Consider the following 11,792-nt stretch of genomic DNA (forward strand, 5'->3'; position numbering starts at 1 on the left):
CAACTTTTTGGCGTTGATTTTTGGCACGCTGTTGAGTTCTCAAGGAACGGACGCTTCCTTTGTACTCACCCTCTCGGGCTTTCCTCCGGGCTTTCATTCTGTTCTGTTCTTGCGTTTCAGACTCTATCAGAGTCTGTCTCGCTTGTTTTCCGCCTTCCAGGTCCTCCGCTTTCGCGTTTTCCCTTTCCGGCGAGTTCGACTCTATCAGATCCTTTCGGGCCTGACTCCCAGTCAACGGGGTTTGCCGTTCGGGCTGTTGGGCCCTTGCGACGAGTGAGACAGTAGCGGATTCCTTGCCCCCGAACCTAATCGGCGGCCGCGTCCGTGAACGCGGATTCCTCATTCGCAAATACGCATGAAAACGGGACGACAAAGTGAGTCGTTCGTTCGAATGTGTAGTGCGGGATGGCTGTCCGGGGACCGACCGGGGTCGGTTGCTCACTTCGGACAACTCGAAGAACCTTACGGATCCGGCACAGGTGTGTCAACCCCGGGCTGACCCGCCCCGCGGAGCGCGGAAACCTCATGCCCTCCTCACCCCTCAGGGTCTAGCCTCTCCCCCATGACTACGCGTGCGCTCACGCTCGACCTCCGCTGGTGGGCCGCCTGACGGCGGCCGACCGACCACGCGAGCACGCACGCGCTCGACGGCCGCCGATCCCGGCGGCCGTTTTTCGTTTCTCCCCTCCCGGGAGTGGCCCGGCCGCCCGGCGCGGTGGCGTCGACGCCCACACCGACACGAACAGGGAGCAGGGACATGACGAGGATCTTCAGCGGGGTCAAGCCGACGGGGCATCTGACGCTGGGGAACTACCTGGGGGCCGTACGCCAGTGGGTCGCCGCCGAGCAGGAGCCCGACGAGGCGCTGTTCTGCGTGGTCGATCTGCACGCCCTGACCGTCGAGCACGATCCGGCCCGGGTGCGCCGGCTCAGCCGGCAGGCGGCGACGCTGCTGCTCGCCGCCGGGCTGACTCCCGAGAAGTGCACGCTCTTCGTGCAGAGCCACGTGGACGAGCACGCCCGGCTCTCCTATCTGCTGGAGTGCACCGCTTCGGACGGGGAGCTGCGGCGGATGGTGCAGTACAAGGAGAAGGCGGCGAAGGCGCAAGCCGCGGGGGACGGGGTACGGCTGTCGCTGCTCACCTATCCCGTGCTGATGGCCGCCGACATCCTGGCGTACCGGACCGGTGAGGTGCCCGTCGGGGAGGACCAGCGCCAGCACGTCGAGCTGACCCGGGATCTGGCGGTGCGGTTCAACCAGCGGTACGGGCACACCTTCACCGTGCCCAGGGCCACGCATCCGGTGGTGGCGGCGCGGGTCATGGACCTTCAGGATCCGCGGTCGAAGATGGGCAAGTCCGGCGACGCGGGGCCCGGGGTGGTGTTCATCCTCGACGAGCCCGATGCCGTACGGAAGAAGGTGATGCGGGCCGTCACCGACAGCGGGGACGGCGGGGTGGTCTACGACCCGGCCGGGCGTCCGGGGGTCGCGAACCTGCTGGACGTCCTCGCCGCCTGCACCGGGGGCGAGCCGGCCGCGCTCGCCGACGGGTACACCGGGTACGGGGCGCTCAAGCGGGACGTGGCCGAGGCCGTCGTGGAACTGCTGCGGCCCGTCCGCGTACGGCACGCGGAGCTCGCGGCCGATCCGGGGACGGTGGAGGCGGTGCTGCGCGCGGGGGCCGGGCGGGCGCGGGCGATCGCGCGGCCCGTGGTCGACGCGGCGTACCGGGCCATCGGGCTGCTGGAGCCCTGAGGGGGTGGGGCCGGTCCCTACGGGGCTGCGTGCGCAGCCCCGTAGCGGTCGGCGGGTGTCAGCTGTTGCCGGAGGCGAGTTCGCGGCTGCGGTCGCGGGCCGCTTCGAGGGCGGCGATCAGGGCCGCCCGTACGCCGTGCTTCTCCAGCTCCACGATCGCGTTGATGGTGGTGCCGGCCGGGGAGGTGACGGCCTCGCGGAGCTTGACCGGGTGTTCGCCGCTGTCGCGGAGCATGACGGCGGCGCCGACGGCGGCCTGGACGATGAGGTCGTGCGCCTGGGCGCGGGGCAGTCCGAGGAGGATGCCGGCGTCGGTCATGGCCTCGACGAGGTAGTAGAAGTACGCGGGGCCGGAGCCGGAGAGGGCGGTGGCCGCGTCCTGCTGGGATTCCGGGACGCGCAGGGTCTTTCCGACGCCGCCGAAGATCTCCTCGGTGTGCGCGAGGTGCTCGGCGGTGGCGTGGCTGCCGGCGGAGATGACGGACATGGCCTCGTCGACGAGGGCGGGGGTGTTCGTCATGACGCGGACGACGGGGGTGCCCGGGGCGAGGCGCTCCTCGAAGAAGGAGGTCGGGATGCCGGCCGCGCCGCTGATGACCAGGCGGTCGGCGGGGAGGTGCGGGGCGAGCTCTTCGAGGAGCTTGCCCATGTCCTGCGGCTTCACGGTGAGGATGAGCGTGTCGGCGCGCTTGGCGGCCTCGGCGTTGGTGACGGCCTCGACGCCGTAGCGGGTGCGGAGCTCCTCGGCGCGTTCGGGGCGGCGGGCGGTGACGAGGAGCTTGGCGGCGGGCCAACCGCCGCGGATCATCCCGCTGAGCAGGGCCTCGCCGATCTTGCCGGTACCGAGGACTGCGACTGTCTGGGTCATGCCCGATTCACCTCGCCGAACTGTTCGTGCACGCATGCATGGTTTGCGTCCTCATCCTTGCACTCGTGCACGGAACGGCGACGGGCTGTCCGGACTGCGGTCAGGCCGTCCGGTCAGGGCGTGCGGCGCCGGAGGGTGGCGGCGCCGAGGGTGAGGACCAGGAGGGCGCATCCGGCGACGACGACGGCGTCGCGGACGAAGTCGGCGGTCATGTCGGTGTGGGTGAGGACCTGGTTCATGCCGTCGACGGCGTACGACATGGGCAGCACGTTCGAGAGCGCTTCGAGGACGGGCTGCATGGTGTCGCGGGCCGCGAAGAGACCGCACAGCAGGAGCTGGGGGAAGATCACGGCCGGCATGAACTGGACGGCCTGGAACTCGGAGGCCGCGAAGGCGGAGACGAAGAGGCCCAGTGCGGTGCCGAGCAGGGCGTCGAGGAGGGCGACGAGCAGGAGCAGCCACGGGGAGCCGACGACGTCGAGGCCGAGGACCCAGAGCGCGACGCCGGTGGCGAGCAGGGACTGGACGACCGCCATGGCGCCGAAGGCGAGGGCGTAGCCGGCGATGAGGTCGCCCTTGCCGAGCGGCATGGCGAGGAGCCGTTCGAGGGTGCCGGAGGTCCGCTCGCGCAGGGTCGCGATGGAGGTGATCAGGAACATCGTGATGAGGGGGAAGATCCCGAGGAGGGACGCGCCGATGCCGTTGAAGGTCCGCGGGCTGCCGTCGAAGACGTAGCGGAGCAGGACCAGCATCAGTACGGGGACCAGCAGCATCAGCGCGATCGAGCGCGGGTCGTGGCGGAGCTGGCGCAGGACGCGGGCGGCGGTGGCGGCGGTGCGGGCGGTGCTCATCGGGTGCTCCCGTGGGGCGTGCTGGTGGCGGCTTCCGTGCTGGTGGCGGCTTCCGCGTTGGCGGCGTCCACGAGGCGGAGGAAGCCCTCTTCGACGGTGTCGGCGTTCGTACGGGTGCGCAGTGCCTCGGGGGTGTCCTGCGCGAGGATGCGGCCCTCGCGCATGAGGAGGAGGTCGTGGCAGCGCTCGGCTTCGTCCATGACGTGGGAGGAGACGAGGAGCGTGGCGCCGCGGGTGGTGGCGATGTCGTGGAAGAGGTTCCACAGGTCGCGGCGCAGGACCGGGTCCAGGCCGACGGTCGGCTCGTCGAGGACGAGGAGCTCGGGACTGCCGAGGAGGGCGACCGCGAGGGAGACCCGGTTGCGCTGGCCGCCGGAGAGGTTGCCGGCGAGGGCGGTGGTGTGGGTGGTGAGGTCGACGTCGGCGATGGCGCGGGTGACGGTCTCGCGGCGGCGCTCGGCGGCGGCGCGGCCGGGGTCGAGGATCGCGGCGAAGTAGTCGAGGTTCTGCCGGACGGTGAGGTCGTCGTAGACGGAGGGCGCCTGGGTGACGTACCCGATGCGGGAGCGCAGTCCCGGGTGGCCGGCGGGGTGGCCGAGGACGTCGAGGGTGCCGGTGACGTGGGCCTGGGTGCCGACGACGGCGCGCATGAGGGTGGATTTTCCGCAGCCGGAGGGGCCGAGGAGGCCGGTGATGCGGCCGCGGGGGACGTCGAAGGAGAGGCCGTCGAGGACGGTGCGGGGGGTGCGGCCGGTGCCGCGGCGGACGGTGAGGCCGTCGGCGTGGACGGCGGCGGCCGCTTGGTTATTCATCATGTGATGAATAATGCTCCCGGCTGTGCCCCGGCGCAAGGCTGGAGCGGGTGCCTCGCTGCGGGCCGGGGCTACTTATTGCGCTTGGGGCGGCGGGCGGCCGGGTTGCCGGTACGGGCACCGCGCCGGCGGGCGAACTCGGCCGTGGCGCGCTCGTACTCGGTACGGCGCAGCTTCTCGCCGGGGGCCTCGACGAAGCAGCGCAGGAAGTACGCGATGAGGCTGCCGATGAAACCGATCGCCTTCAGGCCCTTGAGGGCCGTCTCGTCGGAGGACGGGGGCTGGCGGCGGCTGAAGGACTCCCAGGTCTTCACGAAGGCGATGGCGCTGGCGATCGCGAAGAGGACGACGACCGAGATGCTGAGGAACGCGCCGACGTTGCCGATCTCCAGGCCCTCGTAGGAGAAGCGCAGCAGGAAGGCGCTGATGACGGCGAGGACCAGCGCACCCAGGCCCACACCGGCGCGGCGCGCGCCGTAGCCGCCGTCGTGGTTCACCCAGGTGGTGCCGAAGAACCGGATCGGCTCGGGCTCGGGGCCGGTGGGCACGGCGGGGGCCGGCTCGGCGGGGGTCTGGTCTCGCTGGTCGTCGCTCACACCAGCGATTATCCCCCGCCGGGCGGGGTGGGCCCGGGGTGTCTCACGGGGCGGGCCGTGAGATGGACCGGATGGGTGCGGGTGGGTCTCAGCCGCAGCGGCTGGTGATGTAGCCGTCACTACCGGTCTTCACGTATGCGTCGGAGATGAACTCACCGTTGGCGATGTTGTCCCAGATGGTGGTGGTGCCGTACGGGCCGGTGATGGACATGCCATCACACTGGCAGCGGATCCCGACGGTCGCACCGGCCGGAAGGACCCGGACGATCGCGTAGTTGGTGCCGGGGCCGTTGCGGACGTTCACCCGGTAGCCGGGCGCGACCGGGAACGTCGGGAATCCCGACCCCCCTCCGGCAGCGGCTGCCCCACTCGCCCCCGCGAGCACGATCGCCGGTACTGCGGCGACCACGGAACTTCCCAGGCCGAGCATGCGTCGTCTGCTGATCATCTTCTTCTCCACCCCCGCACGGTCAGCCACAGCGGCTGGTGATGTAGCCGTCGCTGCCCGTCTTCACGTAGGCGTCGGAGATGAACTCACCGTTGGCGATGTTGTCCCAGATGGACGTGGTGCCGTACGGCCCGGTGACGGTCGTCCCCTCGCACTGGCAGCGGACGCCGACGGACGCGCCGAGCGTGAGGACTCGGGTGACCGAGTAATTGGTGCCGGGGCCGCTACGGACGTTCACCCGATAGCCGGGCGCGACCGGGAACGTCGGGAATCCCGACCCCGAGGTCAGGCTCTCGACTTGGCTTGAATCGCTCTCAACGGACATACGGAATAACCCCCCTAGGGCGTTGCCCTGCGCAACTCGCGCAGGGTAGCAGGACCTTGGAGAATCGCACGGGCCATCGACTAGGCTCCGGCGGGGGTGGTGAGCGGTGCGTTCAGCGCGGACGGACTACGCGGGCTTTCCGGAGTACGCCGGGCAGTACCGGCTCGAGTCCGTGCTCGGTTCCGGCGGCATGGGTGTCGTCCACCTGGCCACCTCCGAGTCGGGGCTGAAACTCGCCGTCAAGATCGTTCATCCTCAGCACGCCGTGGACCCCGAGTTCCGGGCGCGGTTCCGGCAGGAGGTCGCGGCCGCGCGAAGGGTGAGCGGAGCGTTCACCGCGCCAGTGGTGGACGCGGACCCTGATGCCGAACGGCCTTGGATGGCCACGTTGTTCATCGACTCCCCCACGCTCTCCGAGCGGGTACGGGACCGCGTACTGGAATCGAAGGAGCTGGCGCGGCTCGCGGCCGGGCTGGCGGAGGCCCTGCGGGACATCCACCGGGCGGGGGTCGTGCACCGGGACCTGAAGCCCAGCAACGTGCTGATGGCCCCGGACGGGGTGCGGGTCATCGACTTCGGGATCTCGCGGCCGGCGGACAGCGATCTGCGCACCGAGACGGGCAAGCTGATCGGGACCCCGCCCTTCATGGCGCCGGAGCAGTTCCAGCGGCCCCGGGAGGTGGGAACCGCGGCCGATGTGTTCGCCCTCGGGGCAGTGCTCGTGTACGCGGCGACCGGGCGGGGGCCCTTCGACTCCGACAGCCATTACCTCGTGGCGTACCAGGTGGTGCACAGCGAGCCCGACCTGACCGGTCTGCCGGAGCGGCTCGTGCCTCTGGTCGCGCAGTGCCTGGCCAAGGATCCGGCGGAGCGGCCGAGTGCGGATGCGCTGATCGTGGCGCTGCGGGCGGTGGCGTACCCGACGGATCAGGACACTCAGGCCTTCATCCCGCGGCCGAGGCAGCCGGTGCCCGACGAGGAGGTCACGCACCGGCGGGAGCGGATCGTCCCCCCGGCTCCCAGAAGCAGGCGGCGGACCCGGGTGGCCGTCTCGGCAGGGCTCGGGCTGCTGTTGGCGGCCGGGGCCGCGGGCGGATACCTGTGGCCCGAGCACGGGACGGGGCCGGCTTCGGGCTCCAGCGGCAAGGCTGCCGAATCAAGCGCCGCCCCGTCGGCAAGCGCACCCGGACGACCCATGCCGTGGTCGGTACGGTTCGGGGATCGCGGCGCCGCGTGCGCCTGGCAGACCCTGGCGCTGTACTGCTCCGGGCCCGGAGCGACCGTGGCACGACTCGATCCCACGAACGGGGCCGCGTTGTGGACCGTACCGGCAGCGGCTCCCCGCGCCCCGACGGCGAACAGCAAGGCGCCCGTGTTCGGGGGCGGACTCGTTTTCACGATTGCGCAGGGCAGCGAGCGACTCCAGGCATGGGACGTATCGACCGGTACCGAGCGCTGGCGACGGGACCTCCCCGGAGGCTCAAGCCTCGTGTCCGTCGCAGCGACCGTACTGATCGCGACGACGGACGGAACGCTCACGGCACTGGACCCGGCGACGGGCTCCCCCCGCTGGACGAAGCCGCTCGGTGGACCGGGCTCCGTCTGGTGGGGCGGACCGGACGGACCCGGCGGGCTCGTGCTGTACGGGGCTACGCCGAAGGCCGACGGCAAGTCGACGCATCTTTCCGCGGTGGACCCGGCGAGCGGGACGGTGCGCTGGCAGACCCGGGCAGCCGGGCTGTTGCGGCCGATCGGAGTCTCGGGAGGCGGGATGTACATGCTGGACAGCGATGACGTGGGGGGGACCGGCGCGGTCGTACGGGTCGACCTGGGTACGCGTGCCGTGACCCGAGTGCGACTGACGGCGCCGCTCTACGACTCTCAGGGAGCAGTGGGGCCGGACGGAATCGTCTACGTCTTCGGAGCCCCCGGTGCGCTGGCCGCCGTAAGCGCGACCAAGGAGACCTGGCGTATCGACACCGGCTTGGCGAGCGCATCCCGGCCGGTGGTCGCCGACGGGCACGTCTTCATGACCGCGCCGGACGGGCGGTTGCTCGCGTTCGGTACCGACGGGAAACCGGCAGGGCAGACCAAGCCCCGCATGGGCTCCGGGAAGGCCACCTTCGCGGCGAGTCTGCCCGCGCCCGTCGTCGGGGACGGGCGGGTGTACGCGTCGGCGCCCGACGGGAGCGTGTTCGCCGTGGCGGCGGGGGATCCCGCCGGGTGGTGAGACGCGGACGGCCCCGTCCGACGGGTGTCGGGCGGGGCCGGGAGCGGAACGTACGGGGTCAGCGCTCCAGGAGGCTGACGTCGCGGACCGCGCCCTTGTCGGCGCTCGTCGCCATCGCGGCGTAGGCGCGCAGGGCCGCGGAGACCTTGCGCTCGCGGTTCTTCGGGGCGTAGACGCCGCCCAGCGCCTCGTGGCGGGCGGCCAGCGTGGCGTCGTCGACCAGGAGCTCGATCGAGCGGTTCGGGATGTCGATGCGGATGCGGTCGCCGTCCTCCACGACCGCGATGGAGCCGCCCGAGGCCGCCTCCGGGGAGGCGTGGCCGATGGAGAGGCCCGAGGTGCCGCCGGAGAAGCGGCCGTCCGTGATCAGGGCGCAGACCTTGCCGAGGCCGCGGCCCTTGAGGAAGGACGTCGGGTAGAGCATCTCCTGCATGCCGGGACCGCCGCGCGGGCCCTCGTAGCGGATGACGACCACGTCGCCCGCCTTGATCTCCTTGCGGAGGATCTTGTCGACGGCCTCGTCCTGCGATTCGCAGACCACGGCCGGGCCCTCGAAGGTCCAGATCGACTCGTCGACGCCCGCGGTCTTCACGACGCAGCCGTCGACCGCGATGTTGCCGCGCAGGACGGCGAGGCCGCCGTCCTTGGAGTACGCGTGCTGGACGGAGCGGATGCAGCCGCCCTCGGCGTCGAGGTCGAGGGTGTCCCAGCGCTCGGACTGGGAGAACGCGGAGGCGGAACGCTGGCAGCCGGGACCCGCGTGCCACAGCTCCACGACGTCCTCGGGGGCCGTTCCGGAGCGGACGTCCCACTTCGCGAGCCACTCCTCCAGGTTGGCGGAGTGGACCGAGGTGACGTCCTTGTTGAGCAGGCCGCCGCGGTGCAGCTCGCCGAGGAGGGCGGGGATGCCGCCGGCGCGGTGGATGTCCTCCATGTAGTACGTGCCGCCGGGCGCCACGTTCGGCGCGACCTTGGCGAGGCACGGGACCCGGCGGGAGATCTCGTCGATGTCCGTGAGGTCGTAGTCCAGACCTGCTTCCTGCGCGGCGGCGAGGAGGTGCAGGATCGTGTTCGTGGAGCCGCCCATGGCGATGTCGAGGGCCATGGCGTTCTCGAAGGCCTGGCGGGTCGCGATGTTGCGGGGCAGGACCGACTCGTCGTCCTGCTCGTAGTAGCGCTTGGTGATCTCGACGATCGTGCGGCCGGCGTCCTCGTACAGGGCGCGGCGGGCGGTGTGCGTCGCGAGGACCGAGCCGTTGCCCGGGAGGGCCAGGCCGATGGCCTCGGCGAGGCAGTTCATCGAGTTGGCGGTGAACATGCCGGAACAGCTGCCGCAGGTGGGACAGGCGTTCTCCTCGATGCGCAGCACGTCCTCGTCGGAGACGCTGTCGTTCGAGGCGTCGACCATGGCGTCGATCAGGTCGAGCTTGCGGACGGTGCCGTCGACGAGGGTGGCCTGACCGGCCTCCATCGGGCCGCCGGAGACGAAGACGACCGGGATGTTGAGGCGCATGGCGGCCATCAGCATGCCGGGGGTGATCTTGTCGCAGTTGGAGATGCAGATCAGCGCGTCGGCGCAGTGCGCCTCGACCATGTACTCGACCGAGTCCGCGATCAGGTCGCGGGAGGGCAGGGAGTACAGCATGCCGCCGTGGCCCATGGCGATGCCGTCGTCGACCGCGATGGTGTTGAACTCGCGGGGGACGGCGCCGGCGGCCAGGATCGCGTCGGAGACGATGCGGCCGACCGGGGCCAGGTGGGTGTGGCCGGGGACGAACTCGGTGAACGAGTTGGCGACCGCGATGATCGGCTTCCCGATGTCCGCGCTCGCTACGCCCGATGCGCGCATCAGGGCACGTGCGCCTGCCATGTTGCGGCCGTGGGTGACGGTGCGGGACCTCAGCTCGGGCATCGGGTTCTCTCCCCATGTGTGCGGTGACGCGGAGCGCCTGCCGCGACTGTGGATATGGCTCGGTTACGAGGCTACGCCCCCTGCCCGGGATCCGGACAGGCTGTCCGGATCCCGGGACGGGCGGCTCATTGCTTGGGCACGGGTGGCTTCATTCCTCGGTGAGGTAGCGCTGGAGGGTGGGGGCCACCAGGGCGATGATCGTCTCCGGGTCCGCCGACGCGAGGGGCTCGACCTGGACGACGTAGCGCAGGATCGCGATGCCGACCATGTGGGAGGCGGCGAGCTCGGCGCGGAACGTCGGGTCGGGGACGTTGAGGTCGGCCGCGATCCGCTCCAGCAGGCGGTGCAGGATCAGCCGGCGGAGCACCTTCGCGGCGGCCTCGTGGGTGAGGGCCGAGCGGATCACCGCGAGCAGCGGGGTGCGGGTGACCGGGTTCTCCCAGACGCCGAGGAAATAGCGGGCCAGCCGCTCGCCGATGCCGTCGGGGCCGGCGCCGATGATCGCGGGCAGGACGAGGGCGGGCTCCATGCTGAGCTCGATCGCGCCGGCGAACAGGTCGTCCTTGCTGCCGAAGTAGTGGTGCACCAGGGCCGGGTCCACGCCGGCGGCCTTCGCGATCCCGCGCACGGAGGTCTTGTCGTAGCCGCGCGCGGCGAACTCGGCGCGGGCCGCGAGGCGGATGCGCTCCTGGGTGCCGGGGCCGTCGTCGGCCTCGTCGTGGCGGGGGCGGCCGGGGCCGCGGCGGGGCCTCGCCGGCTTCGCCGGGGCGGGGTCCGGCGGCTGCGGCGGTGCGGGGTCCGGCTCGGGGTCCGTCATGGGTGCGGGGTCCTGGGGGCCGGGCCGGGCGCGGTCGCGAGGTGGAGGCGGGTGAAGGCCAGGGCCTCGGCGAGGTCGGCCTCACGCTCGGCGGAGGACATCGCGCGGCGGGTGTTCACCTCGATGACGACGTGCCCGTCGAAGGAGGTGGCGGCGAGCCGCTCCAGCAGTTCCGCGCAGGGCTGGCTGCCGCGGCCGGGGACGAGGTGCTCGTCCTTCGCGGAACCGTTTCCGTCGGCGAGGTGGATGTGGGCGAGGCGGTCGCCCATCCGGTCGATCATCGCGGTCGCGTCGGTGCGGGCGGTCGCGGTGTGCGAGAGGTCGACGGTGAAGTGGCGGTAGTCGTCCTTGGTGACGTCCCACTCGGGGGCGTAGGCGAGCATCTCGCGGTCGCGGTAGCGCCAGGGGTACATGTTCTCGACGGCGAACCGGACGTCGGTCTCGTCCGCCATCCGCCAGATCCCGGTCACGAAGTCACGGGAGTACTGGCGCTGCCAGCGGAACGGCGGGTGCACGACCACCGTGCTCGCGCCGAGCTTCTCGGCTGCCGCCTGGGCGCGCTGGAGCTTGGTCCAGGGGTCGGTGGACCACACGCGCTGCGTGATGAGGAGGCAGGGGGCGTGGATCGCCAGGATCGGGACCCGGTGGTGGTCGGAGAGGCGGCGCAGCGCGTCGACGTCCTGGCTGACGGGGTCCGTCCAGACCATGACCTCGACGCCGTCGTAGCCGAGGCGCGCGGCGATCTCGAAGGCGGTCGCCGTGGACTCCGGGTAGACGGAGGCGGTGGAAAGGGCGACTTTCGCGGTCGGGATCCGGACTGGTTCTGCCACGGGGACAGGGTATCGGGGTCGTGGTGGAGGCCGGGCCGCCCCCACGACCCCCTGACCTGTCAGGCCCCACGGGGCCCCTTGCGCAGCCCTGGGCCCCACGGGGCCCCTTGCGCAGCCCTGCGCTGACCGGCCCTGGGCCGGCCGCGCCCGTGGTTGGCCCTCCCGGCCCTGCGGTGACCGGGCCCGGGCGGCCGCCCTGCGGGTTGGCCCTGCGGGGCGAAGTCCCCTACCCACCCTTCCACCGTTCCCCGGGCGCTGCCCGGACCCGCGCCTCAAACGCCGGCGAGGCTAAATGGGGGGCACCGGGCTGCGCCCGGACCCCAAAGACCTGGGGCTCCGCCCCAGAC

Annotated in this window: 12 protein-coding genes; 3 read left to right on the forward strand and 9 right to left on the reverse strand. The window is 71.5% G+C overall.

Features of this window, described 5'->3' with window-relative positions:
- Both ACWCP2_RS37600 and trpS read left to right on the forward strand, forming a co-directional pair.
- The coding region (locus tag ACWCP2_RS37600; RefSeq protein WP_450913032.1) for a hypothetical protein at positions 1-277 on the forward strand (277 nt) is incomplete at its 5' end.
- Between the two features lie 480 nt (positions 278-757).
- Positions 758-1,756 (forward strand): tryptophan--tRNA ligase, encoded by a 999-nt coding sequence (gene trpS, locus ACWCP2_RS37605; RefSeq protein ID WP_450913033.1) that lies wholly within the window; start codon positions 758-760, stop codon positions 1,754-1,756.
- A 58-nt stretch (positions 1,757-1,814) separates the two neighbouring features.
- Here the strand turns inward: trpS and proC are convergent, their stop codons facing one another.
- The 6 genes from proC to ACWCP2_RS37635 all read right to left on the reverse strand — a co-directional run bounded on the left by proC (position 1,815) and on the right by ACWCP2_RS37635 (position 5,656).
- Positions 1,815-2,624, reverse strand: coding sequence for a pyrroline-5-carboxylate reductase (gene proC, locus ACWCP2_RS37610; protein ID WP_450913034.1), 810 nt, complete (start codon positions 2,622-2,624; stop codon positions 1,815-1,817).
- 113 nt (positions 2,625-2,737) lie between these two features.
- Complete coding sequence (locus tag ACWCP2_RS37615) at positions 2,738-3,475, reverse strand: ABC transporter permease (RefSeq protein ID WP_450913035.1); 738 nt, start codon at positions 3,473-3,475, stop codon at positions 2,738-2,740.
- The gene (locus tag ACWCP2_RS37620) at positions 3,472-4,290 is read right to left on the reverse strand and encodes an ABC transporter ATP-binding protein (RefSeq protein ID WP_450913036.1); all 819 of its coding nucleotides are present in this window, start codon (positions 4,288-4,290) and stop codon (positions 3,472-3,474) included. The genes ACWCP2_RS37615 and ACWCP2_RS37620 overlap by 4 nt, the downstream gene beginning before the upstream one ends.
- Positions 4,291-4,358: 68 nt before the next feature.
- The gene (locus ACWCP2_RS37625; RefSeq protein ID WP_450913043.1) at positions 4,359-4,892 is read right to left on the reverse strand and encodes a hypothetical protein; all 534 of its coding nucleotides are present in this window, start codon (positions 4,890-4,892) and stop codon (positions 4,359-4,361) included.
- A 79-nt stretch (positions 4,893-4,971) separates the two neighbouring features.
- On the reverse strand, positions 4,972-5,331 hold the full coding sequence (locus ACWCP2_RS37630) for a hypothetical protein (RefSeq protein WP_450913037.1): 360 nt from the start codon (positions 5,329-5,331) through the stop codon (positions 4,972-4,974).
- 22 nt (positions 5,332-5,353) lie between these two features.
- A complete protein-coding gene (locus ACWCP2_RS37635; protein ID WP_450913038.1) occupies positions 5,354-5,656 on the reverse strand; it encodes a peptidase in 303 nt (100 codons plus the stop codon).
- Between the two features lie 106 nt (positions 5,657-5,762).
- On the opposite strand from ACWCP2_RS37635, the gene ACWCP2_RS37640 reads away from it, so the two are divergent.
- A complete protein-coding gene (locus ACWCP2_RS37640; RefSeq protein WP_450913039.1) occupies positions 5,763-7,886 on the forward strand; it encodes a serine/threonine-protein kinase in 2,124 nt (707 codons plus the stop codon).
- A 58-nt stretch (positions 7,887-7,944) separates the two neighbouring features.
- On the opposite strand, the gene ilvD is transcribed toward ACWCP2_RS37640, so the two are convergent.
- From ilvD to ACWCP2_RS37655, 3 genes are all read right to left on the reverse strand, one after another.
- Positions 7,945-9,798, reverse strand: coding sequence for a dihydroxy-acid dehydratase (ilvD, locus tag ACWCP2_RS37645; RefSeq protein ID WP_450913040.1), 1,854 nt, complete (start codon positions 9,796-9,798; stop codon positions 7,945-7,947).
- 148 nt (positions 9,799-9,946) lie between these two features.
- Entirely contained in the window at positions 9,947-10,615 is a 669-nt protein-coding gene (locus ACWCP2_RS37650) for a TetR/AcrR family transcriptional regulator (RefSeq protein WP_450913041.1), read from the reverse strand.
- Positions 10,612-11,445 (reverse strand): sugar phosphate isomerase/epimerase family protein, encoded by an 834-nt coding sequence (locus ACWCP2_RS37655; protein ID WP_450913042.1) that lies wholly within the window; start codon positions 11,443-11,445, stop codon positions 10,612-10,614. The genes ACWCP2_RS37650 and ACWCP2_RS37655 overlap by 4 nt, the downstream gene beginning before the upstream one ends.
- Positions 11,446-11,792: the final 347 nt, after the last annotated feature.

Source organism: Streptomyces sp. NPDC002104, assembly GCF_053593795.1.